General features: G+C 32.1%; 26 protein-coding genes. 9 read left to right on the forward strand and 17 right to left on the reverse strand.

The features are described from left to right. Positions 1 to 8: 8 nt before the first annotated feature. Together AC4FRF_RS01010 and murI are read left to right on the forward strand one after the other, a co-directional pair. A complete protein-coding gene (locus AC4FRF_RS01010) occupies positions 9 to 509 on the forward strand; it encodes an OmpH/Skp family outer membrane protein (protein ID WP_491157579.1) in 501 nt (166 codons plus the stop codon). Between the two features lie 108 nt (positions 510 to 617). Beyond that, positions 618 to 1,391 (forward strand): glutamate racemase, encoded by a 774-nt coding sequence (murI, locus tag AC4FRF_RS01015; RefSeq protein ID WP_491157580.1) that lies wholly within the window; start codon positions 618 to 620, stop codon positions 1,389 to 1,391. Position 1,392: 1 nt separating this feature from the next. Here the strand turns inward: murI and bamG are convergent, their stop codons facing one another. After that, a complete protein-coding gene (gene bamG / locus AC4FRF_RS01020; protein ID WP_491157581.1) occupies positions 1,393 to 2,634 on the reverse strand; it encodes a BamG family beta-barrel-assembly machinery protein in 1,242 nt (413 codons plus the stop codon). Next, positions 2,635 to 3,957, reverse strand: coding sequence for a DUF4270 family protein (locus tag AC4FRF_RS01025; protein ID WP_491157583.1), 1,323 nt, complete (start codon positions 3,955 to 3,957; stop codon positions 2,635 to 2,637). A 230-nt stretch (positions 3,958 to 4,187) separates the two neighbouring features. Between AC4FRF_RS01025 and AC4FRF_RS01030 the strand changes: the two genes are divergently transcribed. The 5 genes from AC4FRF_RS01030 to AC4FRF_RS01050 are packed head-to-tail and all read left to right on the forward strand — an operon-like array spanning position 4,188 to position 8,207. After that, positions 4,188 to 5,036, forward strand: a complete 849-nt coding sequence (locus tag AC4FRF_RS01030) for a DUF6268 family outer membrane beta-barrel protein (RefSeq protein WP_491157584.1) — start codon at positions 4,188 to 4,190, stop codon at positions 5,034 to 5,036. A 15-nt stretch (positions 5,037 to 5,051) separates the two neighbouring features. Beyond that, positions 5,052 to 6,056 (forward strand): Kelch repeat-containing protein, encoded by a 1,005-nt coding sequence (locus AC4FRF_RS01035; RefSeq protein WP_491157585.1) that lies wholly within the window; start codon positions 5,052 to 5,054, stop codon positions 6,054 to 6,056. After that, positions 6,046 to 6,402 carry a DUF4907 domain-containing protein gene (locus tag AC4FRF_RS01040; RefSeq protein ID WP_491157586.1) on the forward strand — a complete coding sequence of 119 codons (357 nt, stop codon included), beginning with the start codon at positions 6,046 to 6,048 and terminating at the stop codon, positions 6,400 to 6,402. Before AC4FRF_RS01035 ends, AC4FRF_RS01040 begins: the two co-directional genes overlap by 11 nt. Next, on the forward strand, positions 6,403 to 7,491 hold the full coding sequence (locus tag AC4FRF_RS01045) for a sensor histidine kinase (RefSeq protein WP_491157587.1): 1,089 nt from the start codon (positions 6,403 to 6,405) through the stop codon (positions 7,489 to 7,491). Next, positions 7,488 to 8,207, forward strand: a complete 720-nt coding sequence (locus AC4FRF_RS01050; RefSeq protein WP_491157588.1) for a LytR/AlgR family response regulator transcription factor — start codon at positions 7,488 to 7,490, stop codon at positions 8,205 to 8,207. The genes AC4FRF_RS01045 and AC4FRF_RS01050 overlap by 4 nt, the downstream gene beginning before the upstream one ends. Before the next feature lies 1 nt (position 8,208). On the opposite strand, the gene AC4FRF_RS01055 is transcribed toward AC4FRF_RS01050, so the two are convergent. Further along, positions 8,209 to 8,727, reverse strand: coding sequence for a gamma carbonic anhydrase family protein (locus AC4FRF_RS01055; RefSeq protein ID WP_491157589.1), 519 nt, complete (start codon positions 8,725 to 8,727; stop codon positions 8,209 to 8,211). A gap of 11 nt (positions 8,728 to 8,738) precedes the next feature. Continuing rightward, the gene (locus AC4FRF_RS01060) at positions 8,739 to 9,737 is read right to left on the reverse strand and encodes a PorP/SprF family type IX secretion system membrane protein (RefSeq protein WP_491157590.1); all 999 of its coding nucleotides are present in this window, start codon (positions 9,735 to 9,737) and stop codon (positions 8,739 to 8,741) included. A gap of 145 nt (positions 9,738 to 9,882) precedes the next feature. On the opposite strand from AC4FRF_RS01060, the gene AC4FRF_RS01065 reads away from it, so the two are divergent. After that, on the forward strand, positions 9,883 to 10,782 hold the full coding sequence (locus AC4FRF_RS01065) for a NifU family protein (RefSeq protein WP_491157591.1): 900 nt from the start codon (positions 9,883 to 9,885) through the stop codon (positions 10,780 to 10,782). A gap of 72 nt (positions 10,783 to 10,854) precedes the next feature. On the opposite strand, the gene tsaB is transcribed toward AC4FRF_RS01065, so the two are convergent. From tsaB to AC4FRF_RS01100, 7 genes are all read right to left on the reverse strand, one after another. Continuing rightward, the gene (gene tsaB / locus AC4FRF_RS01070; RefSeq protein ID WP_491157592.1) at positions 10,855 to 11,529 is read right to left on the reverse strand and encodes a tRNA (adenosine(37)-N6)-threonylcarbamoyltransferase complex dimerization subunit type 1 TsaB; all 675 of its coding nucleotides are present in this window, start codon (positions 11,527 to 11,529) and stop codon (positions 10,855 to 10,857) included. Between the two features lie 57 nt (positions 11,530 to 11,586). Next, a complete protein-coding gene (locus AC4FRF_RS01075; protein WP_491157593.1) occupies positions 11,587 to 12,882 on the reverse strand; it encodes an efflux RND transporter periplasmic adaptor subunit in 1,296 nt (431 codons plus the stop codon). Between the two features lie 7 nt (positions 12,883 to 12,889). Beyond that, complete coding sequence (locus AC4FRF_RS01080) at positions 12,890 to 14,269, reverse strand: TolC family protein (RefSeq protein WP_491157594.1); 1,380 nt, start codon at positions 14,267 to 14,269, stop codon at positions 12,890 to 12,892. Positions 14,270 to 14,349: 80 nt separating this feature from the next. Continuing rightward, the gene (locus AC4FRF_RS01085; RefSeq protein ID WP_491157595.1) at positions 14,350 to 15,465 is read right to left on the reverse strand and encodes an efflux RND transporter periplasmic adaptor subunit; all 1,116 of its coding nucleotides are present in this window, start codon (positions 15,463 to 15,465) and stop codon (positions 14,350 to 14,352) included. Between the two features lie 38 nt (positions 15,466 to 15,503). After that, positions 15,504 to 16,769 (reverse strand): ABC transporter permease, encoded by a 1,266-nt coding sequence (locus AC4FRF_RS01090; protein WP_491157596.1) that lies wholly within the window; start codon positions 16,767 to 16,769, stop codon positions 15,504 to 15,506. A 2-nt stretch (positions 16,770 to 16,771) separates the two neighbouring features. Then, on the reverse strand, positions 16,772 to 18,016 hold the full coding sequence (locus tag AC4FRF_RS01095; RefSeq protein WP_491157597.1) for an ABC transporter permease: 1,245 nt from the start codon (positions 18,014 to 18,016) through the stop codon (positions 16,772 to 16,774). Continuing rightward, positions 18,009 to 18,710 carry an ABC transporter ATP-binding protein gene (locus AC4FRF_RS01100; protein WP_491157598.1) on the reverse strand — a complete coding sequence of 234 codons (702 nt, stop codon included), beginning with the start codon at positions 18,708 to 18,710 and terminating at the stop codon, positions 18,009 to 18,011. The genes AC4FRF_RS01095 and AC4FRF_RS01100 overlap by 8 nt, the downstream gene beginning before the upstream one ends. A 175-nt stretch (positions 18,711 to 18,885) precedes the next feature. Here AC4FRF_RS01100 and AC4FRF_RS01105 point away from each other — a divergent pair, with 175 nt between their 5' ends. Further along, positions 18,886 to 20,292, forward strand: a complete 1,407-nt coding sequence (locus AC4FRF_RS01105; protein WP_491157599.1) for a DUF4403 family protein — start codon at positions 18,886 to 18,888, stop codon at positions 20,290 to 20,292. 1 nt (position 20,293) lies between these two features. Here the strand turns inward: AC4FRF_RS01105 and AC4FRF_RS01110 are convergent, their stop codons facing one another. The 6 genes from AC4FRF_RS01110 to AC4FRF_RS01135 form a co-directional block, all read right to left on the reverse strand. Then, positions 20,294 to 20,449, reverse strand: a complete 156-nt coding sequence (locus tag AC4FRF_RS01110) for a hypothetical protein (RefSeq protein ID WP_491157600.1) — start codon at positions 20,447 to 20,449, stop codon at positions 20,294 to 20,296. Between the two features lie 88 nt (positions 20,450 to 20,537). Then, complete coding sequence (locus AC4FRF_RS01115; RefSeq protein ID WP_491157601.1) at positions 20,538 to 21,080, reverse strand: DUF420 domain-containing protein; 543 nt, start codon at positions 21,078 to 21,080, stop codon at positions 20,538 to 20,540. A gap of 3 nt (positions 21,081 to 21,083) precedes the next feature. Continuing rightward, a complete protein-coding gene (locus AC4FRF_RS01120) occupies positions 21,084 to 21,770 on the reverse strand; it encodes an SCO family protein (RefSeq protein ID WP_491157602.1) in 687 nt (228 codons plus the stop codon). Positions 21,771 to 21,781: 11 nt separating this feature from the next. Further along, positions 21,782 to 22,423 carry a hypothetical protein gene (locus tag AC4FRF_RS01125; protein WP_491157603.1) on the reverse strand — a complete coding sequence of 214 codons (642 nt, stop codon included), beginning with the start codon at positions 22,421 to 22,423 and terminating at the stop codon, positions 21,782 to 21,784. 75 nt (positions 22,424 to 22,498) lie between these two features. Then, positions 22,499 to 22,855, reverse strand: coding sequence for a cytochrome C oxidase subunit IV family protein (locus AC4FRF_RS01130; RefSeq protein WP_491157604.1), 357 nt, complete (start codon positions 22,853 to 22,855; stop codon positions 22,499 to 22,501). A gap of 19 nt (positions 22,856 to 22,874) precedes the next feature. Continuing rightward, positions 22,875 to 23,846, reverse strand: a complete 972-nt coding sequence (locus tag AC4FRF_RS01135) for a cytochrome c oxidase subunit 3 (RefSeq protein WP_491157605.1) — start codon at positions 23,844 to 23,846, stop codon at positions 22,875 to 22,877.

Here is a 23,846-nt window from a genome sequence, read left to right on the forward strand (position 1 = left end):
TAAAACCAATGAAACAAATTAAAACTTTATTAATTGCCGCTCTATTCGTTTTTGGAGCAAAACAAACCATCAATGCACAAGCAAAGACAGCCCATGTAGATGTAAGTGAAATTATGGCAAAGATGCCAGCTATGCTAGATGCTCAAAACCAATTAGAAAAATTAAGCACTACATACGATGCAGACTACAAAAAGATGGTAGAAGAATACCAAGCAAAATTGAAAAAATATGAAGGAGAATCTGCTACAGTAACTGATGCTGTAAACGGAGAACGTTCTAAAGAAGTTCAAGACATGCAAAAAAGAATTGTTGACTTTAGAGACAATGCTCAAAAAGAATTACAACAAAAAGAATCTGATATCGTAAAACCATTGATGGAAAAAGTAAGAGCTTCAATCCAAAAAGTAGGTAAAGCTAAAGGTTTCCAATACGTATTAGACGGATCTACTCTTTTATTAGCTGATGGACCAAACATTACTGCAGACGTTAAAAAAGACTTAGGATTCTAATATATTCTAAATTCAAAAAAAAACCGCTCTTTTTTCTACACAGAATTGAGCGGTTTTTTTATATCTAATTCTTAGGAAAATTAATCCATAGCTATTAAATTTGTTTCAATGGATAACAATCAACCCATAGGTGTTTTTGACTCAGGAATAGGAGGAACTTCGATTTGGAAAGAGATTCATAATCTTTTACCTAACGAAAAAACCATCTATTTAGCCGATAGTAAAAACGCTCCTTATGGAGAAAAATCCAAAGAAGAAATCATACGCTTAAGCATGAAAAACGTCGATTTTTTGCTTAACATGAAGTGCAAATTGATTGTAGTTGCCTGCAACACCGCAACTACTAATGCCATAAGAGAATTAAGAGCTCATTATGACATTCCGTTTATTGGTATAGAGCCAGCAATAAAACCTGCAGCAATTAACTCTAAAACACAAGTTATAGGTATTCTGGCTACCAAAGGAACTTTGAACAGTGAATTATTTCATAAAACTACCGAAATGTTCTATGAAACTAAAATCATAGAGCAAATAGGCTATGGACTAGTGGAATTAATAGAAAACGGTCAGATTGACTCTCCAGAAATGGATCAACTACTTCGCTCCTATTTGAAACCAATGATCGAAGCAAACATTGATTTTCTTGTACTGGGCTGCAGCCATTATCCTTATCTCATCCCTCAAATAAGAAAAATCATCCCCGATCATATCCAAATAATTGATTCTGGTTTGGCCGTGGCAAGACAAACGCAAAATGTATTAAAAGAAATCGGTTTTAATACGGATAACAACAACAAGCCCATTTTTTATACCAATACCAACCCAAAAGTTCTAGCAAACATTATAGGCTGTAAGTATGCTGTACAAGAAAAATATTTTTAAATTATTCTATTTTTCTTTTTACAAACCAAATTCCATCTAAAGATAAATTAACCGAAATCTTGTGATAATTCTCTTTTATCAACCCATTACTAATCCGCGCTTTTTGACCATAAGAATAAGAAATATTAAGCATTGAAAAGGTGTGTTCAATAGGCAACGAAACACCAAATGAAATTGATTTATTCTCTATTCTTTTATTATCTATTTCCAAAAATCCACTATCATAATTCAACCCAGTAGAAAACTGCATTCTATCAAAATAGTTTCTTAAATTCTTAGCTTTTTTATACGAAAACCCCATTTTAAACTTTTCCTGATTCAGATAATTTCCATACAAATCGGCCTGATTGGTATTTTGCCAAAAAGCCTTTTCGTAATCCATTGTCAGATTTAAATTATTTTTAAATCTTTTGCTAAATCCAACAACAAATTCAAATGGCAAATAATAATCATCAGTATCCGATTTTGCTTGTGACTCCATGGTACTCGTAGCTTCCAAATCAGCATTATAAGTAACAACCGATTGAACCTTGGTAGCATTTACTTTTGAAGGAGATTTTAAATTTGCTGCTATAGTAAAAGTGGAATCAATTTTAAATTGGCCTCCTAAATTCAATCTAGCGCCATTATACGAAGATTCTTTATCTATAGTCGTAACAGAATTTGCAATTAAATATTCTCTAGAGTCTTTCGTACTTCCAAACAAAATAGAAGTAGACAAACCCACTGATAATTTAGTACCAATTAGATGTCCAAATGAAATATCAAAACTATTCAAACCACCAGTTCCCGTAGCACTCAACGTATATTCCTCATTACTATCCTGAATAGGCAATTTATAATTGGATATTTTAAAACCAGCACTAGAATACGGTTTTAATGCAAGACTAAACGCCGACTTAGGACTTATAGGAAAAGCAAAGGCAATATGAGAAAACTGTATATTGTTTCGGCTTTCTTTTCTTGATAAATCCTGATAAGCAGTTTGAATCATATTCCCCCCAACATCAAAAATAAAATGATTTTTATGCATAAAAGCCAACGAAGCAGGATTTAAATTATTAATAAATTGTGTCGATGGTAAAGCAACACCCGAAGAACCAATTCCTGAAATCGAACCAAAATCAACTTCATATAAACTCCCCAATCCATAAATAGAATAAGGAGAACTCGATAAACTTTGGGAATAAGAGCCAAAAGAAACAAGAATTAAAAAAGATATTATTGCGATTGTATTTTTCATCTAATATGAGATATAATATATTTTTAATAAAATTTTATTTCCCGTGTTTTTTTGGTTTCCTAACACCAAACGATTCACCGCTTTAGAAATATTTGGCATTGTGAGTATCAAAGCCAACTTAGTATCTGACTGTTTTATCATTTCATTTTGCATAAATGAACCTAGCGGAATGCTATATCCTATATTTTCATCAAACTCATCGCTTTCCTTATTTAAAACTGCATAAACTGGATAACCTGAGGCCGAATTTAACGTACTTGATATTCGATTTAACTGATCGGCAACATAAACATTTAAGGAATCAGCCAGCGGATAATTTTTAGAATACGTATTATTTACGGGTCTAATAACCAATTGAGCGTCAACAATAGCACCTTTTTCAGTAATGTATTTAAGCTCCTTTATATTAGGAAAATCAATCCTACAAGCCAAACCAGTACCTGATTGAATAAATGATTTATTTTCGGTCAAATTACTAGAAAGTCGACCTGTAGTCCCTGGCAAATCTTTTACAATAGTTCCTATTCTATTTAATGAAATCCTATTGAATTGTTTAGAAGCATCGCTAATAGTAAATTCTTGTAAAAGCGATGTTTCAGAATCTGATACTTTTTTTGAATAATACAATTGCAAAGAACTTGTAGTTTTAAAACCCACCACAGCAGAAGTAGCTTCAGAAGTAGATTGAATCACCAAACCTTTAAAATATTCTATAAATTCATCCTCGGTAGTAATCTCCCGCTTTTTTAATTTTTGAAAAAGAGCATCTCCAAAAACATCATCCATTTTTACAAAAATGGTATCTTGAGAAATAGGTTTCGGTTTAAAAGAAGCGCTACCAATACTTGAATCATCATAACTTAAAGTCGAATTATTATAAAAACTATCATCTTCTGTATTCGGTTTAACTTTTTGCAACAAACGATGAATGCTGATTGACTGCACTTGGGTTGTATCGGCATAATAATATTTATCGGGAATTAAAACCATTCGAATCGAATCAAAAACATAGTTGGCACCTTCTGTATCCGAACTCGTAGTTTGTAATCCATAACTAGTAGAAGTCAACTGAAAATAACTATCCGATTTTACCTTCCCAAAAATTGGATCATTATAGTTTCCTAAAAGTATTCTACTTGTACCGGAAGTAACTAAAGAATCAAAATTAATAGTTGAAACTTCAACTGTAGCAGTATCAATTAATATTACTTTATTATTCACAGCTAAATTATCAGAACCTACTACAAATTCTCCTACATCTACATCAGAATTACACGAAGTAATCATAACCCCAAAAAACAACACTATAAATAATCTATACATAAAATATTTTTGAACAAATATAGCAGAGCCCTATCTACAAAGCCTAACAACATATACAACCAAGCTATTTATGTCTATAAAAAGGACTTTTTAATCTACATTCTCTATTCAATACTTAGAATTTCATTCGACCGAACAAAACAGCATTTTGTCTATGAAAAAAGAGCATTCATATATCTTCTTTTTTTAAAATAGATAATGAATATACTTTTGATGCAATAAAGAAATAAATGAAATTAAAATATTTAACAAGCCTATTTTTTATAATTCCAATTCTTAAAATAGCTGCTCAAAGTGGCTATTCCTTAGAACTGAACATCAATACCATTCCAACCGAAGAAATCACAAAAAATGATACCGGAATTGACTTTTCGTTTTATAAAAATTTGGATTCAAAAAACAAAATAACAAATAGCATGAGTTATACAAACACAGGATTCAATTACAACTTAGCAAATTTTTATACCGAAAACAACAGCAGTACATATAATCAAATCACCAATACTTTTGAACTAAAACATCAATTCAACCAAAAAATAACTTTGGATATCGAGTTTAAAACAATGGCTGGTTTTGAAAACAGCTTAGACTTTTCGGATGTTAGTTTCTTTGGTGGAGTCGGAATTGATTATGCTTTTAACACAAAAAACAGTCTACAACTAGGAGTAAAAAAAATGAATGTTTTTGGAAAAGCTCAAGTCCTTCCTACTATAGCTTTCCATAGTCAGTTGACTACAAAAACCCAAATGGAACTTGGATTTCCTTATTCAAGCATTCAGTATTCTAATAATCGTAGAAATACATTTAGTGTAAACAATGTCTTTGCTGGAGCGTATTACAAGCTTGATCAAACTAAATCGATAAGTCCAAATATAAGTGCTAGGAAAATGAGTTTCGCTCAAATGACAACTTCTACAACCTACGAAAGAAACCTTGATAGTAACTGGTATATGAATTTTCAAGGAGGCTATCAATTCAATAAAAAATACCGTTTGACCGATAACAACGGAACAACACAATTTAATTTCAACGCTAATGACGGATATCTTTTTAGCATTGGCATAAAATACAAACAATAACAAATAAACTAAATTATGACTATTTTAAAAGGAAGAACCCTAATTGCCATACTATTAATGGGATTAGTTTTTGTAAGTTGCAGCAATGATGATGAGGAAGAGTTATTAGGAAACTGGATTAGAAAATCCTCATTTGACGGCCCTGCCAGATCAAGTGCAACAAGTTTCGTAATTGGTTCATATGCTTATGTTGCTACAGGATATACCGGAGACGAATATTTAAAAGACCTATGGGCATATAATTCTGATGGAGATTATTGGGAACAAAAAGCTGATTTTACAGGAACTGCAAGAAGCTCTGCATCTGGATTTGCATTAGATGGAAATGGCTATATAGGTTTAGGATATGATGGAACCAATAAATTAAAAGATTTTTATCAATACAATCCAGATACTAATATATGGACTCAAAAATCAGATTTCATTGGAACAGCCCGTTACTCTGCTGTTGGTTTTCAAGTAGGTGGAAAAGCCTATTTTGGGACTGGATATGATGGCAATTATTTAAAAGATTTTTATCAGTACAATTCTAATGCGGATTCTTGGACACAAGTAAACGGTTTTAGCGGAAATAAAAGACGTAACGCCTCAGTATTTGTAATTGATGACAAAGCTTATTTAGTAGCCGGAACAAACAATGGCGCATATCAAGTTGACTTTTGGATGTTTGATCCAAGTGACGATAGCTGGACCAAAAAACGTGATATTGATCAAGACACGGATGATGATGAATCATACAATGATGATTATGCAATTGTACGTTCTAATGCATCAGCCTTCTCGATGAACGGATTAGGATACTTAGCTTGCGGCGAAAGTTCAAAAACGATTTGGGAATATGATCCCGCTACAGACGTATGGTCTGAAAAAACACCCCTTGAAGGTTCTGGTAGAACTGATGCAATTGGTATAGCAATCAATGAAAGAGGATTTGTATTACTAGGAAGATCAGGCTCTTCTTATTATGATGATGTATGGGAATTTAAACCACAAGAAGAACAAAATGACGATGATAATTAATACACAAACTAAATTCTTCTGGTCAAAGATCCAGAAGAATTTTTTAGTCAATACCCTAAAGTATTTCGTTTTACTAAGCTGCTTATTGATTGTTTTTGCTTGTAGTAAGAAACAAGGATTGACTTTAGAATCTATTAAAACACCAACTGGCTGGGGATATGTTATTAAAAAGAATGATAAAATCATTATAAAACAATCCATTATTCCAGTTATTACAACACAAAAATCTTTCGAAAACGAAAAGGAAGCTTTAAAAGTAGGCTCTTTAGTTTTACAAAAATTGAAAGACAAAACTTCGCCTACAATTACAAAAAAAGATTTAATTTTATTGTCAATAAAAACCTAGATGGACTTAGAGGAAATTACAAATAACAATTCTAACAAAATACTGATACACAGTATCATTTGGTGCTTTTTAATAATTGCCTCCTTATTGCCTTTTTACCAAAACTTTACTAGCATTGATGCCGAATTTTATGTACAATGGTCAAGTGGGATTCTATTATTCTACGCTAATTATTTTTATTTTGTACCCCATTTGCTATTACAAAAAAAATACACTGCTTATTTAGGAATTACATTTACCATAGTTGCTATATTAACTTGTATTAAGGTCTTTTATTTCAGCCCAGATTTCCACAATCTTCCACATGAAAAATTCTTTGATGCTTCTGGAAAAGAAATTATTCCTGATAAAAGATTCCCGAAAAAACCACCACATTTTTTCAAGTTTTTCCCATCTCTTTTTTATTTACTTATTATAACAATTAGCACCGTAATTAAAACTCTTTCAGAGTTTTACATTAACCAACAAAACAAATTAATTTCAGAAACTCGTAAAACCTCTACTGAATTAAATTACCTAAGAAAACAAACCAATCCGCATTTTTTATTCAATGCCCTAAATAGCATCTATTCTTTAGCATATAAAAAATCCGATTTAGTTCCCGATGCCATTGTAACTTTATCAGAAATGATGCGGTACATGCTCTATGAAACAGATAACAAAGCTGTATCTTTAGAAAAAGAAATCAACTACATTAAAAACTATATCGAATTACAAAAATTACGATTAAACAACATTGAAAATATTTTTATTAACATACATGGTGATACCAAAAACAAATCAATTGAACCTTTATTGTTAATTTCCTTTATAGAAAATGCATTTAAATACGGAACAGATTATAAGGGAACTGCTTTTGTAAAAATAAAAATTAGTATAGAGGACAGCATTTTAGATTTTTGGATTGAAAACCGAATAGAAAACCAAATCAAAGACCCGAACAACTCAGGAATAGGATTGAATAATATCAAAAATAGATTGAGTATCTTGTATCCAAATGCACATCAGTTAACCATTGATGAAACAGAAAACAAATATAGTGTTTATTTAAATTTGAAGCTTGAACCATTGGAAAAAGAAACAAAATGAAGTGTGTAATTATAGATGACGAACCTTTAGCGGTTGATTTAATCAAGGAATTTGTTAGCAAAGTAGAAAGTCTTGAGCTCATCAATACTTTTAATAATGCTATTGATGCAATTACTATGATTAACACTACTAATGTGGATTTGATTTTCTTGGATATCGAAATGCCACACTTTTCAGGAATTGACTTTCTAAATGCTATCGACAAAAAACCCTTAATTATTTTCACCACTGCTTATTCTAATTATGCCGTAGAAGGCTTTAATCTAGGAGCAGTTGATTATTTAGTAAAACCAATTCCTTTTCACCGTTTTCTAAAATCGGTTATGAGAGCGCAGCAATTATTCTTGACTCAAAACACAATAACAACTGCTACAACGCCTCAAGTAGTTGCTCCAGAATTAGAACCTGATTTTATGTTTGTACGTTCCGAATATGAGAATGTAAAAATTAATTTTTCGGATATTTTATTTATAGAAGGATTGAAAGATTATGTCAAAATATATACTAATGACAATAAATATACGTTAACGCTAATCAGCTTGATTAAGCTGGAAAACATACTTTCAAATAAAGGATTTGCTCGGATTCATCGTTCCTATATTATCAATATCAAATATGTGAAATCGATTCAAAAAAACAAGGTATTAATTACTGATAAACGCATTCCAATTAGTGAAAGCTACAAAAATTCATTCTTTGAGAAAATCAATTTGTAAACTATTCTTCTTCTTTAAACCAGCTAGAATACATCAAATAATTATCCGCAATACGTTCTATTTCGCCCGCAAAACTAGATTGATTTAGGTCTTTTACCTTTTTAGCAGGAACTCCTGCCCAAATAGAACCTGAAGTAATTATGGTGTTTTGAGTAACTACCGCCCCTGCTGCAACAATTGAATTACTTTCTACGATACAATTATCCATTACAATTGCTCCCATTCCTATCAAAACATTGTCCTGAATCACACAACCGTGAACAATAGCATTATGTCCAATGGAAACATTATTTCCTATAATTGTTGGATATTTTTGATAAGTACAATGAATAACAGCGCCATCTTGAATATTGACTTTGTTGCCAATTTTTATATAATTGACATCTCCTCTAATCACGGCATTAAACCAAACGCTGCAGGATGTTCCAAAACTGACATCGCCAACAATGGTAGCATTTTCTGCCACATAACAATCTTCAGGAATTGCTGGAGATTTTCCGTTAACTGATTTTATCAACATGGAATTTTGAATTAATTAATGGCAGGACAATTACACTCGTATTTTTCTCTTTTACAGAATAAATTAAGCCCTAAAGTTATTTGGTGAAAACCACCTGTAGCATATTTTACTTTTCCACCTATGTTTGAATAAGTATAAGCAAACATTACATTTCCAAAGTTCACCCCAACAATTGGAGTAATGGATTGGTATCTTTGTTTTGAAGTACCATTTCCGTTATTGTACTCGGCACCATCAAAGCTGGTTCTGTAAGATAAACCACCCCATAAGGTACCAAAATCCATATTTTTGTAGGCTTTTAAATTAAAATCGATTGCCTTTTCTGTGGTCAATTCAGTATATTGAAACAAAACGGAAGGCTCCCATAATACTCTGTATTTATCCCCAAAAACATAACCTGCACTTAAGATGTATTTTCTTAAGTTGTCACTTTCAAATTCGGTATAAATATCGCGTCTGGTTTCAATAGCATTCTTAACGGTTCCATGAACATAAAAATCCAAATAATTATAAGACATCCCAAAATCAACATTAAAATAAGAATCTTTTTGAACTATTGTTCCATCAATAATTGGATCAAAATCACCTGATTGTAAAAAAGAAGTTTCATCTAACTGACTCTGAATCAAACCGCCACTAATACCAAAAGACAACTGATTCAAGTCAATTTCATCTCTAGAAAACATCAAATGATAAGCATAAGTAAGCTTAACTCCTTTTTGAGAATGATAACCATTTTTATCGTTAAAAAGGATAATACCGGCACCTGCCTTTTCACCTACTCTACCATTAAAACTCAAGGTTTGCAACGCAGGAGCATCTTCTTGTCCAAACCATTGTTTACGAGCTGTTAATCTAATTTTAGCACAATTAGAAGCACCCGCCATAGACGGATGAAGTAAATAGTAATTATCGGAAAGATAATCTGAATATACGGGAATTCCTTCCTGCGAATAAGAATAGAAGCCGATAAAAAAACAGATTAAAAAGTATTTAATTTTACTATACATTTAAAAAAAATTAATCTAGATGAATTGAAAAAACGACAGAAACTTAGTCCAAAAACTAAAGTTAAGTTAATTTATTCATTAATAATCCAAATATAGTTAATCATAGAAAATAACTTTACTAAATTTGTAAAAATTTACAAAAGTCATGACAAAAATAACCGTTAAAGAAACGCAAAACCCTACTATATTAAAGTTTGAATTTGAGGATTTTATCACTAAAAATGAAAGTTTTGAGTTTAAAAATATCGACGAAGCTAAATCTTCGCCTCTGGCTCAACAATTATTTTACTTACCATTTGTAAAAACCGTTTACATTTCTGGAAACTTTATTGCAGTGGAAAGATTCAGTATTGTAGAATGGGATGATGTCAAAGAGGCTGTCGCTGAACAAATTGAAAACTTTGTAAACAACGGTGGAGCCATCATCAAGCTTGACGAAAACAAAGCTAAAAAACAACCTATTACGGTTTATGGAGAAACAACTCCAAATCCTTCGGCTTTGAAATTTGTGGTAAGCAGAATGCTAACAAAAAATGCTGTGGAATACAAAAATATCGACCAAACAGCTTCTTCACCATTGGCAAAAGAATTATTCAAATTTCCTTATGTAAAAGAAGTTTTTATTGATGAAAACTATATTTCGGTTACCAAATACGATTTGAATAGTTGGGATGAAATTACCTTAGAATTAAGAACTTTTATCAAACAATATATTGAAAACGGAGGAATTGTTCTTGACGACAGCGTAGTAATTGCTGCCGAAAAACAAGAACAAATTAAAACAGAAGAGTTTGACAAACTTGATGTTACTTCACAACAAATCATCAATATCTTAGAAGAATATGTAAAACCAGCAGTTGCTGCCGATGGTGGAAATATTGCTTTTGAATCTTATGATGAAGAGAGCAAAATTGTAAAAGTAATTCTTCAAGGTGCTTGTAGTGGTTGTCCATCTTCTACTTTTACTTTAAAATCAGGAATCGAAAACATGTTGAAAAGCATGCTAAACGACGAAAAAATTCAAGTGGAAGCAATTAACGCTTAAAATCTTGATTGCCATAAAAACAAAAAAGCGTTTCGATTGAAACGCTTTTTTTTATATTTTCAAAAAATGGTACTATTTCTTTGAAGTCGTTACCATAAAATCTTTCAAATAATAAGGTTCAAAATAAGCAACATCTACAAAATCTTTTTTAGTATATTTCTCAAAACTTAGTGCACTCATTTCTTTAGCTGAAGGGAATTTTACCTCTTCTAAAAAAACAAAATTAGCTTTGCTTAATACCGTTTTTGCTTTCTCGGCACAATCGCCAACAAAATAGACTGTTTCTTCAAGTTCCTGAAAAGATTCCTGAGTAATAACTTCGGCCTGAATGGCTCTTTTAAATGCTAATTCAGCAGAAAAAACAGCACTATACACTTCCATTCTTCTTGCGTCTAACATTGGAACAATTAATCCAGATGAAATTTTAACTTGAGCTGCTAATGATTGTAAAGTATCCACCGCAATTAATGGAATCCCTAAAGCATAACACAAACCTTTAGCCGCCGAAACTCCAATCCGAAGACCTGTATAAGAACCCGGTCCCTGACTTACTGCAATAGCAACCAAATCTTGATAGCTAATTCCAGTTTCTTTTATACCTTGCTCTATAAAAACATGCAAACGTTCAGCATGAGAATAACCTTCTTCAGCGATTTCATGACAAACAACAGTTTTACCATTTAGAGCAACTGAAACAGAACAACTTTTAGTAGCCGTTTCTATGTTAAGTATATAATTATTATTCAATGTATTTTTTTTTACAAAGGTCTAAAATTCTAATGGAAGATTACAAAAGAACAAAACTTATTTCTTAGTAGTTTCGGATTTTACCGTTACTTTGTCACCCGAATTCAATTCTTTACTCACAATATTATAAGGTCCTGTTATTACAACATCCCCATTTTTAATTCCGCTTAAAATTTCAATGTTAGTATCGTCTTGAATTCCGGTTTTTACAATTTTAATTTTAACTTTCTCGCCTGATTTCAAGAAAACACACTCTAATTTTTTATCGTTTTTAGGTGCTAGATTCTTATCATCTTTGTCATCCGGAATTTTTTTATCCGTTATCGAAACAGCAGTTGTGTCCGTTTTTACAACTACAGCACTAATGGGTACCGCCAAAACATTCTTCTTCGTTTTAGTAATAATATCTACTGTTGCTGTCATTCCTGGTCTAAAAGGAGAATAAGTCACTGGTTTTCCAGTCAATAAATCTTCGTAAGACTCTTTTAGAATTCTAACTTTAACCTTAAAATTAGTTACCTGATCAGCCGTTAAAGTTGAGCTCGCCGAATTAGAAATACTAGTAACTACTCCTTTGAATTGTTTTTTCAGATAAGCGTCCACCTCTACATTTGCCAAATCACCTTCTTTAATTTTTACAATATCATTTTCGTTTACATCTACTTCCACTTCCATATTGTTCAAGTTAGCCACTCTAAGAAGTTCAGTTCCTGTCATTTGCTGTGTTCCTAACACTCTTTCTCCCAATTCTACATTTAGCATCGAAATAGTTCCATCGGCAGGAGAATAAATAATAGTTCTTCCTAAGTTATCTTTAGCCTCATTAACCGATGCCGAAGCACTCTGAACATTATAATATGCCGATTGTCTGGTAGCCTTAGCTACTTCAAATGACGACACTGATTTATCCCAATCTGATTTTGAAATAATTCCTTTTTCAAACAAAACCTTATTTCTTTCATAACTGGATTTTGCTTCTTTAAATTGTGCTTCACTTTGTGTCAATCCAGCTTTAGAACCGGATAATCCTGCAACAGTTCTATTCAAACTAGATAAATATAAATCAGGATTTATCTTCACCAACAAATCCCCTTTTTTAACTACTTGACCTTCTTTTATAGGTAGATCTATAATTTCTCCCGAAACCATCGAAGCAATTTTAACCTCTATTTCGGGTTGAATCTTGCCCGTTGCCGAAACTGTTTCCACAATAGTCATTGGGACAGTTTTTGCTATTTCAACCTCTTTAACATCATCTTTATTTCCAAAAACACCTTTTTTGCCCAGATACATCAACAAGCCAATCACAACAACAAAAACAGCTAAAAGAATATAAATATTTTTTTTTGACATAACTTCTTTAATTTTTTATAATTGGAATTCCAAAATAGAATTCTAATATTTTTGTTTTAAAAATATAATCGTATTTGGTTCTTAAAACTTCTGATTGTGCATTAGAAAGCAATGTTTGTGACTGACTTAAATCAAACGAATTCATTAATCCTACTTCAAATTTTTCTTTGGAATAATTATACGACTGCGATCTTGCATCTAAGGCCTCAATTGCCGATTCGTAAGCTTTCAATGCACCTTTAGCATCTGTAAAAGCAGTATAAACATTACGCTGTAAATCTAATTCTTGCTGCTCTAAAGCAATTTTAGATTTCTCATAATTCACTTTGCTACGCTCTACATTATTTCGAACTGAAAATCCGTTAAAAATTGGAATACTCAATTGAGCACCAAATGACTGCCCTTTATTATCGCTAAACTGATCAAAAAATTTAGGTGGCGCCTGTGTCCCAATAACAGCCCCAGTATTTGGGTCTCTTAAAGCCACATCAGCATAAGAAACACGACTATTAAAATTATAAAAACCTCTCAAAGTAGGTTGATAAGCTCCTCTGGCAATGGTTATATTTTTTTGGGCTATTTCTAAATTTGTCTGCGCTATCTTAAGCTCTACACGCTCTTGCTTTGCTTTATCATAAATGCTGGTGGGTGTTTGAGACAAAATAGTTTGATTCATTTGAAATTCATTCGAATCTACTACATCAAAATTGTCAAAACCATCTAATTGTAACAACTGCGCCAAGCTTAATTTAGAAATCAACAAAGCATTTTCGGCATTAATCACTTTCTGATTATCGGCAGCAATAGTTGCTTTCACATCTAACAAATCACCTTTAGGTAAATTACCTGCATTTACTAATTCTTGTGTTCTGTTTAACTGTTTGTTATCGATAGTCAATTGATCGTTTTGTACTTTTAAATTTTCTTTGTTAAAAAGCACTTGCAAATAAGCATTAGCTACATTCAAAGCAATATCTTCTTGCATTTTTTGCAATTGGTATTTAGCTGCAATTAATGATAAATTCGATTTTCTAAGTGTATTTAAGTTTTGTAAGCCCTTATAAATATCAATTCCTACACTGGCTCCTGCCGAAGTAAACTGCGTAGTTTGATTTTTCAAAAGTCCTGTTGTAATATCCTGATTCAATCCAATGTTCCAAGAATGCGAAGCCGAAGCTGAAACCGTAGGCAAGAATTTACCAAAAGCATCTTTTTTATCAATTCCCGCCGATTGTGTATCTAACTCAGATTGTCGAATGGATATATTATGATCCAGTGCATACTTTACACATTCTTCTAAAGTCCACTGTTTTGTTTGCGCCTGACTTGAAAAGCCAAATCCAAATAATATTGCAAAAATGAGACTATTATATTTATTTACTTTCATATATTTTGAATCAAAGCATAGTAGGACACTACGCAAATTTAACATTTTTTAAAACCAAAAAGGACCTTTTCTATTTCAAATTATTTTTTATCAGATTCGGCTATTAAACCTTGATTCCAGATTTTAATTTTATCTGATTTTTTAATACCGCTTTTAACCTGAACATAAATCCCATCACTAACTCCTAAAACTAAATCTCTTCTTTGAAATTTTTGTGGAGCTGTCTCCACTTCAACATAAGGTTTTTGTGTTTTTTTATCAAATTGCACTAAAGACTCTTTAATAGCCATTACTTTATTGGCTTTTTCCAAAATGATTGAAGCGTTTGCACTTAAACCTGCTCTAATAAAAGTTTCATCTCTATTGTTTAAAGAAGCTTTAATTTCAAACTGAATAGCTCCATTTTCAGTAACTCCTTTTGGCGCTATATAATTTAAAAAGGCATCAAACTTTTTATTCTCTATGGCTCCAACAGTAATTTCGATAGGCATCTTCTCTTTTATTTTCCCTACTTCAGATTCATCGATTTTTCCAACAAAAATCATTCTCCCTACATCAGCCACACTAGCAATCGTAGTTCCTTCATTAAAATTATTACTCTCGATAACTTGATTTCCAACTTTTACAGGAACATCCAATACCATTCCATTTACTGTAGAACGAATCAATGTATTAGCATAACTTCCCAAAGAGGAAGTCGTTCCTGTTTTTACAATATCTAAACTTTGTTTTGCAGCCAAATAATTTTGTTTTGCCTGATTATATTCTAATTGAGCTCCATCAAAATCATTTGCCGAAATAACGTCTTTTTCAAACAATGTTTTTTGTCTTTGATAAATTTTCTCTTGATTGTCTAAAGCTATTTTAGCAGTCTTCACTTGATTTTGAGTGCTACTCACACTAGAAACATTAGCAACAACTTTAATTTTAGCAATCATATCTCCTGCCTTAATTTTTTCTCCCGCTTTAATATATACTGCTTCAATTATACCGGAAATATTAGGTTTGATTAAAACTTCCTCATCTGGCTGAATATTTCCAGTTGCAATAGTGTTCTTTATGATTGTTTTTATTTCTGTCTTTTCAGTCTTAAAAACAATTGGTGGCTCTTGATTTTTTGCATACAAATAGTAAAGTGCACCAAAAAAAACTATTACAATAAGAATTAAAATGGTTATCGTTATTCCTTTTTTCATTTTATTTATGGTTTAATCGATTATTTTTGATTGTTCATTTATTCAGATCTTAAAGCATCTACAGGCTTAACATTAATTGCAGTTTGCGCAGGTATAAATCCAGCCAATAATCCTGAACCTACCAATATTAATAATGCCACAAATACAACTCCTAAATCCACGCTAGGATTTGCAAACATAGTATTACTTTCTGGCGGCATGGAGTCTAAAAACATATTTAACAACCCAATAATTCCTGTTGCCGCTGCAATACCAAACATACCCGAAATAATTGTCAAAAATATTGATTCTGTTAAAATTTGACCTCTAATTGCTCCTGGAGTTGCTCCTAAAGCCCTTCTAATTCCTATTTCTTTCGTACGCTCTTTTACTACTATAAGCATAATATTAGAAATACCAATAACTCCTGAAATTAGAACTAAAGTCCCAACAAAATAAGCTATGATTTTCAATATATTGAACAAGCTTTGTACTTTATTAAACTCTTCATACAAATCAAAATTCCCCACAGCCCTATCGTCTTTTGGGTTTATCGAGTGTAATGATTTTATCAAGTCCAGAATCTTAGGTTTTAATTTAGTAATAGACACTTCGTCTTTTGCTGTAAGTGCCATCCATCCCACTTTATCACCATAATTAAACACCTGTTGAAAAGTAGTAAATGGTATAAAAATATTTTTCTGTTCTTGTTCCGCATTCCCACCTTGTTGTTTAGATTTATAAACTCCAACCACCATAAAGTTAATTCCGTTGATTTTTATATACGTCCCAATTGCTTCTTCTTCCCTTCCATAAAGCTCAGTAATAACTCCTTTTCCTATAACAGCAATTTTCCTTTTTTCAAGAATATCCTGTTGGTTTACAAAACGGCCTTTTATAATATCCATGGGTTGCTGTTTAATCAGCTCAGGATAATCTCCATAAATGGTAAAGGCAGAAGTTTTGGTGCCCCGAACCACATTATTGGTTCCATTAAAATCTCCTAATTGATTGCGTGGGGAAACATATAACAAATCCGGCATAGCTTGTTTTAAAGCCTGCACATCACTATTTCTAAAATCATAGCGACGCGTTTTAGGAAGCCCTTTGTAAGCCTTAGAAGTGGTTTGACTCCACATGAACATAGTATTGGTCGCAATTCCATCAAAACCCTTTTTTACTCCGTTTTCTAGACCTTTTCCTGCTGCCAATAATATCACTAAAATAAATACCCCCCAAAACACACCAAATGCTGTTAGTATTGTTCTAAAAACATTAGCTGTTAAAGCTTGTAAAATCTCATCCCAATTATCTTTCTTAAACATAATTATTCATCTCTAAGTGCTACAATTGGTTTTATTTTAGCTGCTCTGTAGGCAGGAAAAAATCCAGCCATAGCTCCTGCAAAAACAAGGAGAAAAAGTGTTGTTAATGCTACACTGAAATCGACTTCCGGATTTTGAAAATATTCACTTTGAACCCTAGTACCAACAAATTCAAGTAATAATAGACTAGCTAACAAGCCTACAAATCCTGCTATTGTAGTAATAAAAATAGATTCATGAAGAATCATCCCTATAATAGAAAGAGGTGATGCTCCCAGTGCTTTTCTAATTCCAATTTCTTTGGTTCTTTCTTTTACAATAATCAGCATAATATTACTTACCCCAACAACTCCTGCAATAATAGTACAGATACCAACCCACCAAAAAAACAATCGGATATACAGATTTAAATCATAAAACTGCTTTGCATTTTCAACCGAATTATAAACCCCAATACCTCCATCATCATTAGGAGCTATCACATTTTTACTTTTTAATAATTTTTTTAGATCTTCTGTAAACCTTGTTGATTGTGCCAAAGCTTGATCATAATTATTCGTTTTCTTTAAAGTAAAAAACAAATTGCTAATTTTATCACCACCTCCAAAGGTTCTTTGCACAGTCGTTCGGGGTAAATAAGCTCTAGACTCTTCCCGTTCACCTCCTGGATCTGTAAAGACCCCTACAACTTTAAAACTAATATTGTTTATTAATATCTCTTTACCAACAGCTTCTTTATCTTTAAACAAATCTGTTTTTATTTTCATTCCAATAGTTGCTACCTTTTCATTATTGGATAAATCATTACTATTTATAAAACGACCTTGAACAACACTAACATTTTCAATACTTGAATAATCAGGATCAACACCACGATATTGATAACTTCCTGATTCTTTTCCGTATGAAAAAGCACCTCCCCAAAAATTGTAAGTTGAAGCCCTGAGATCTAATTGATCATCAAATTTCTGAATCGATTGCGCATAATCACTATTTCTAAACTGAATTTTTCTTCCTGGATTTAAACCTTTAAATTCCTTTGTAGTAGTTCCTGACCATACCTCGATAATTCCTGTAGCATCATGTTCAAATTGTTTTTCAATTCCATTCTGAAGACCTTTACCGGCTCCCAACAAAATCACTAAAATAAAAATACCAGAAGCCACAGAAACACCAGTAAGAAAAGTTCTTAGTCGGTTTTTTGAAATTGCTTCAAATATTTCTTGCCATCGCTCAATATTAAACATAAGATGAAGCTCTAACCTGTTCTACTATTTTATCATCTATAATTAATCCATCTTTCAAAACAACATTTCTTTTGCACATCGCCGCAATATCGGGTTCATGTGTCACAATCAAAATTGTTTTCCCTTCATCATTAATCCCTTGAATGAGCTCCATTACCTCATAAGAAGTCTTGGTATCTAAAGCCCCTGTTGGCTCATCAGCTAGCAAAACTTTTGGATTAGAAGCTAATGCTCTTGCAATAGCAACACGCTGTTTTTGACCACCAGAAAGCTCATTAGGCAAATGATGAGAATGTGTAGCTAAACCTACTTTCTCTAGATATTTCATAGCAATTTCATAACGCTCTTTTCTTTTTACACCTTGATAATACAAAGGCATAGCAACGTTATCTAGTGCTGATTTATAATTTATTAGATTAAAAGATTGAAAAACAAATCCTAAGAATTTATTTCTATATTTTGAAGCGAGTGTTTCGTTTAATTTTTTTATTGGAGTTTTGTCTAAAATATAACTCCCCGAGTCTGCTTCATCAAGAATACCTAAAATATTTAGCAATGTTGACTTTCCCGATCCTGATGACCCCATAATGGCCACTAATTCCCCCTCTTCAATATTAAAATTAATACCTTGTAACACATGCAACTCAGAACTACCCATTTTATATGACTTGTGTAAATCTTTAATTTCAATCATGGCTATCTCAATTTTAAAGCAATAATAACAATTTGTTAAGTATTTTATGATAAAAAAAAGTTAATAATTTAGTTAAATAATTGAACACGAAAACAAATTTATCTACGAAAAACACTTTTAGACAAACAATAATTGTTTTTGTATTTTTACCATCTTAAAAATAATTCATTACTCAATGAAACTTCATTCGATAATTTTAATATCCATCACTGTTATCATATTAATAAGTTGTTCTACAACTCAAAAACTTGCTACTTTAAAACCAGAACCAGATAATGCCAGTCCCATTATTTACAACAATGTTCCATCATTTATAAACTTACCAATTACGGTAAAACTAAAAGACATCGAAAACCAAACAAACAGTTTACTTAATGGTTTGATCTATGAAGACAACAATATTGAAGATGATGACATTGAAATAAAAATCTGGAAACAAGCCCCTATTACCATAAAAAACAGCAATGCTACAAATGCTGAAAAAATCACTACTATCCTTCCTCTAAAACTGAATGTTAAATACCGAATTGGAACTAAAACTATGGGAGTTTCTATGTATAACATCAAAGAATTCAACCTAAACGGCGTTGTAACTCTAAATAGTCTTGTGAATTTATACAACTGGAAACTTAAAACCCAAACTGAATTAAAGTCATTAGACTGGAATGAAAGCCCTACAATGACTGTTTTTGGCAAAAATATGCCTGTTACTTATTTGATAAACCCTTCCATTAAACTGTTTAAATCTAAAATTGAAAAAAAGATTGATGAAGCTATTGAAAAATCAATGGATTTTAGACCCAACGTTTTAGCGGCTTTAGAAAAAATTTGCACCCCATTTCAAATGAATGAAGCCTACGAAAGTTGGCTTCGAATTGTACCAATTGAAATTTACTCGACAGCGGCACATTTAAAAAACGATAGTTTTCTTTTGCAAATGGGCATGAAATGCAACATGGAAACCTTAATTGGACAAGCTCCTGAATCCAAATTTGACGCCAATAAAATCACACTTAAAGCAGTTACAAAAATACCTAACCAAATTACTGCAAATATTGTAGCGGTTTCTTCCTATGAGGATGCTTCCAGAATTATGAAGAAAAATTTTGCTGGAGAAGAATTCACATCCGGCTCCCGAAAAATTAAAGTACAAGATGTAAATATCTGGCACAAAAGTGGTAAAATGGTCATTGCGCTAGATGTTACAGGCTCAATCAACGGAACAATATATTTGGCTGGATTTCCAAAATACGATTCGGAGAAAAAAGAAATTTACTTTGACGAATTAGACTATGTTTTGGACACTAAAAGTAAATTGATGCGAACAGCCAATTGGCTTGCTCAGGGAATTATTCTAAGAAAAATTCAAGAAAACTGTCGCTATTCTATCAAACCTAATTTAGACGAAGGTAAGAAAACAATGCTCAACTACCTGAACAACTATTCCCCTTTGGCAGGAGTTTTTGTTAATGGAAAAATGGAGGACATCCAATTCCAAAAAATTGAATTAAGTCAAAATGCGATTATTGCCTTTGTAAAAGTTAATGGCGAAATCAACATTAGTGTAAATGGTTTAAAATAAATTATTGGTTTTTAGTCTTATTTTTTCTCATTCGATAAACAAAAAAACCAATTACTGCAACCAATAAATAAGGCACTACCATCAAATAAACAATTCCGTCATTGACTGCTTTTGCTTGTGCAATATTAGCATCACCACCTAAAGCAGCTCTACACATAGCGCACTGAGAATAAGATGAAATTCCAAAAAACAAAAAACAAATCGCAAAAAACAGATTTTGGAATTTGATGTTTTTACTTCTGACTTTAGTATACATAATAAGGTGAAATCATTAAATAAACTATTACTCCGGTAACTGCCACATACAACCAAATTGGAAAAGTGATTTTTGCAATTTTCTTATGTTTATCAAATACCTGAGCCAAAGCACGTACATACGTAATAAGAACCAATGGAATAATCGCAATGGAAAGTATAATATGAGTAACTAGAATAAAATAATACACATATTTAATAATTCCTTCTCCTCCAAATTTTGTAGAATCGGAAGTCATGTGATAGGCTACATACATCACTAAAAATGCAATAGAACAAGCTATAGCCGTTTTCATTAAATTTTCATGCAACTTTATATTTCCGTTTTTAATTGCTCTTACAGCTAAAATTAAAACAATTGCAGTAATTCCATTTACTGTAGCATAAATAGGAGGCAAAAAAGAAAGCGGCTCCACATCAAACCCCATTTTTCTTAAATTAACTCCAAAAAGCAATGCTACTACTAGAGGGATAGCTACTGATAACACAACAATCCACTTATTGTATTTTGTTTCTAAATTTTGTTCTTCCATGATTTATTCTGCTAATAAAATACTGATATCCTGTTGAATATCTCTAACTCCTGCTTTTTCTAATCCATCATAATACAAAATTGGATTACCAAATTCATCTTTTCTACAACGAATATTCCCATTTTTATCTACCAAAGCAAACATACCCGAATGTTCAAAACCTCCATTTACTTTGCTATTTTCTCCTGCATAAAGATTAAAACCTTTATTTGCTAAATCAAAGATAAGCTGTCTATCACCAGTTAAAAAATTCCAATTAGATGATTTAACACCTAGCAACTCTGCATGCGATTTTAAAACCTCAGGTGTATCATGTTTAGGATCTATAGTAATAGAAGCGATTCCAAAGTTAGGATTACCAAAAAATTTCTTTTCTAACACCAACATACTTTGATTCATTTTTGGACAAATAGAAGGACAAGTAGTAAAGAAAAACTCTAAAACATACACCTTACCTTTATAGGTTTCATTAGTTACTGTTTGATTATCCTGATTTATCAGTTCAAATTTTGGAGCAGGCCCAATTTTTACTAAAGCACCTCCTTCACTTGAAGTAGAAGAAACTTTATCCAGACGATCGGCTTTTACCACATCGCTATTTTGAATTCGGGAAACAATTTTTGGTATAGCATATATTCCGAAAATTAAAACAATAAAGGCAATTCCGATATAGGATTTATTTTTAAACATTGAAAAAGTTTTTATAATTGTTTAGTAGCATTGTGATTTTTTTTGAGAGCTGCGCGGTATTCATAAAGAATCACCTTGAAATCATCTAACATTTCATTACTCAACTCAGAGGGGTGAAAAGTATCATAACCTTCCTTATATTCTTTTTTCTCTTTTCTACCTCTTAAATTTCTTTCTTTGTCAATAATGTAGACATTAGATGTTCCTATGTTAGCATCCAATTTACCTTGTAATAGCAGTTGTTTGTAATAGCCTTGAATTTCTTCGGGAGTAGCAAAAACAAAATGCCACTGAGAAACATCTGTAAAATCATCAAATGCATCCATAATACTTTGCACATCTTTTTCTGTACCTAATGGACAAACCATTACAAATTGCAAATCTTTAAAGCTATGGTAGCGTTGGTAAATCTTTTCGTTTAGATTAAAAAGATTTCCGCGATTTTTTAAGATTTCTGTCCCCGAAAAACCTAAGATGGTAATTTTATTATCTAAACTGACTTTCTCGCCTTTAAGTGATTCCCAATTTCCCAAATCGGCTACTTTGGGAGTAATCACCGGAAGTTTGGTAAAACTATTCACTCCTGAAGCAAAAAAAAGATAAGCAACAATTGGCAAAACAAAAAGCACGAAAAGAACAATATTTTTTTTCATCAGAGAAAGTAATTTTAAAATGCAAAAATAAAAAAAGGCACGCAATGCGTGCCCTTTTTTTGAATTAATATAGTGTTAAAAATTCCATTTAATGGTTGAATCTTTAAAAACCCCATAAATATAATGCCCTTCAGTCAACAGAATGAAAAGTAAGTATAAGACAAGAAAAATAATTGGTAAAACGATAGACCATCTAAGGCTCGATTTTTCACCTTCTAAGTGCATGAAAGACCAAACAATATAGTAAGCCTTAAAAACTGTAAGCGCATAGAAAATCCAATTTAATAAGCTTAACCCTAAGAAGTACTGACGGTGAATTACGTCTGGTTTATAAATACCCAAAAATACCTCTATAATTGTAACTACTGATAAAATTGCAAATACTTTCCAAATTTTACCTGCGTTAGACTCATGTGCGTGTGCGTGTGCCATAATATAAAACTTTAAAAAATTAAACTAGATAGAAAACTGTAAATACAAATACCCACACTAAATCTACAAAGTGCCAGTACAATCCAACTTTTTCTACCATTTCATAACTTTTTCTTTTCTCATAAGTCCCCAACAATACATTGAAGAAAATAATGATATTAATAATAACTCCAGAAAAAACGTGGAATCCGTGGAAACCAGTAATAAAGAAGAAGAAATCAGCAAATAATTTACTTCCGTATTCATTTCTTTCTAAGTTAGCTCCTTCTACCACAAAAACAGCATCCTTCAATCTCGCTTCAGATTCAGCTCTTGAAAGAATTGTTTTTTGTTTATCATGGATTACTTCGGTTCTGATTAACACATCAGGATGCGCTTTGAAACCAGCTTGAACCTCAGCAACAGAATAAGAAGGCAAATTAGCTTCTTCCATAAACCATGTTGCACGGCTTCTTGACAACTGCGCTCTTTCCTCTGGCAATTTAACAGCAAAATCAGCCAAAGCAATTTGCTTACCATCTTTAACAAACTGAAGTATACTTCCTCCTTTTGTTTCAATAGCTCCATATTCTCCTTTAATGAAGTTTTTCCACTCCCAAGCTTGAGAACCCACGAAAATTAAACCACCAATAATAGTTAAAAACATGTACACTATCACTTTATTTTTCTTCAATTGGTGTCCTGCATCAACAGCTAAAACCATTGTTACAGATGAAAAGATCAAAATAAAAGTCATAAATGCTACATAATACATAGGAGCAGAAACTCCATGCATAAATGGGAAGTGAGTAAACACTTCATCGGCCAATGGCCAAGTTTCAATAAATTTAAATCTAGAAAAACCGTAAGCTGCTAAAAATCCAGAGAAAGTTAAGGCATCAGACATGATAAAGAACCACATCATCATTTTACCATAACTTGCTCCCATTGGCTCATTGCCGCCTCCCCAAGTTTTTTCTTCGTTATTTGCAGTAGTAACTGTCGCTTCCAT

The sequence above is a fragment of the Flavobacterium sp. ST-158 genome, from assembly GCF_058309975.1.

Bases quoted from the DNA above. Each gene is read 5' to 3' on its own strand.
- AC4FRF_RS01010 (WP_491157579.1), top strand. From the start codon at position 9: ATGAAACAAATTAAAACTTTATTAATTGCCGCTCTATTCGTTTTTGGA.
- murI (WP_491157580.1), top strand. From the start codon at position 618: ATGGATAACAATCAACCCATAGGTGTTTTTGACTCAGGAATAGGAGGA.
- bamG (WP_491157581.1), bottom strand. From the start codon at position 2,634: ATGAAAAATACAATCGCAATAATATCTTTTTTAATTCTTGTTTCTTTT.
- AC4FRF_RS01025 (WP_491157583.1), bottom strand. From the start codon at position 3,957: ATGTATAGATTATTTATAGTGTTGTTTTTTGGGGTTATGATTACTTCG.
- AC4FRF_RS01030 (WP_491157584.1), top strand. From the start codon at position 4,188: ATGAAATTAAAATATTTAACAAGCCTATTTTTTATAATTCCAATTCTT.
- AC4FRF_RS01035 (WP_491157585.1), top strand. From the start codon at position 5,052: ATGACTATTTTAAAAGGAAGAACCCTAATTGCCATACTATTAATGGGA.
- AC4FRF_RS01040 (WP_491157586.1), top strand. From the start codon at position 6,046: ATGATAATTAATACACAAACTAAATTCTTCTGGTCAAAGATCCAGAAG.
- AC4FRF_RS01045 (WP_491157587.1), top strand. From the start codon at position 6,403: ATGGACTTAGAGGAAATTACAAATAACAATTCTAACAAAATACTGATA.
- AC4FRF_RS01050 (WP_491157588.1), top strand. From the start codon at position 7,488: ATGAAGTGTGTAATTATAGATGACGAACCTTTAGCGGTTGATTTAATC.
- AC4FRF_RS01055 (WP_491157589.1), bottom strand. From the start codon at position 8,727: ATGTTGATAAAATCAGTTAACGGAAAATCTCCAGCAATTCCTGAAGAT.
- AC4FRF_RS01060 (WP_491157590.1), bottom strand. From the start codon at position 9,737: ATGTATAGTAAAATTAAATACTTTTTAATCTGTTTTTTTATCGGCTTC.
- AC4FRF_RS01065 (WP_491157591.1), top strand. From the start codon at position 9,883: ATGACAAAAATAACCGTTAAAGAAACGCAAAACCCTACTATATTAAAG.
- AC4FRF_RS01075 (WP_491157593.1), bottom strand. From the start codon at position 12,882: ATGTCAAAAAAAAATATTTATATTCTTTTAGCTGTTTTTGTTGTTGTG.
- AC4FRF_RS01080 (WP_491157594.1), bottom strand. From the start codon at position 14,269: ATGAAAGTAAATAAATATAATAGTCTCATTTTTGCAATATTATTTGGA.
- AC4FRF_RS01085 (WP_491157595.1), bottom strand. From the start codon at position 15,465: ATGAAAAAAGGAATAACGATAACCATTTTAATTCTTATTGTAATAGTT.
- AC4FRF_RS01090 (WP_491157596.1), bottom strand. From the start codon at position 16,769: ATGTTTAAGAAAGATAATTGGGATGAGATTTTACAAGCTTTAACAGCT.
- AC4FRF_RS01095 (WP_491157597.1), bottom strand. From the start codon at position 18,016: ATGTTTAATATTGAGCGATGGCAAGAAATATTTGAAGCAATTTCAAAA.
- AC4FRF_RS01100 (WP_491157598.1), bottom strand. From the start codon at position 18,710: ATGATTGAAATTAAAGATTTACACAAGTCATATAAAATGGGTAGTTCT.
- AC4FRF_RS01105 (WP_491157599.1), top strand. From the start codon at position 18,886: ATGAAACTTCATTCGATAATTTTAATATCCATCACTGTTATCATATTA.
- AC4FRF_RS01110 (WP_491157600.1), bottom strand. From the start codon at position 20,449: ATGTGTAGAGCTGCTTTAGGTGGTGATGCTAATATTGCACAAGCAAAA.
- AC4FRF_RS01115 (WP_491157601.1), bottom strand. From the start codon at position 21,080: ATGGAAGAACAAAATTTAGAAACAAAATACAATAAGTGGATTGTTGTG.
- AC4FRF_RS01120 (WP_491157602.1), bottom strand. From the start codon at position 21,770: ATGTTTAAAAATAAATCCTATATCGGAATTGCCTTTATTGTTTTAATT.
- AC4FRF_RS01125 (WP_491157603.1), bottom strand. From the start codon at position 22,423: ATGAAAAAAAATATTGTTCTTTTCGTGCTTTTTGTTTTGCCAATTGTT.
- AC4FRF_RS01130 (WP_491157604.1), bottom strand. From the start codon at position 22,855: ATGGCACACGCACACGCACATGAGTCTAACGCAGGTAAAATTTGGAAA.
- AC4FRF_RS01135 (WP_491157605.1), bottom strand. From the start codon at position 23,846: ATGGAAGCGACAGTTACTACTGCAAATAACGAAGAAAAAACTTGGGGA.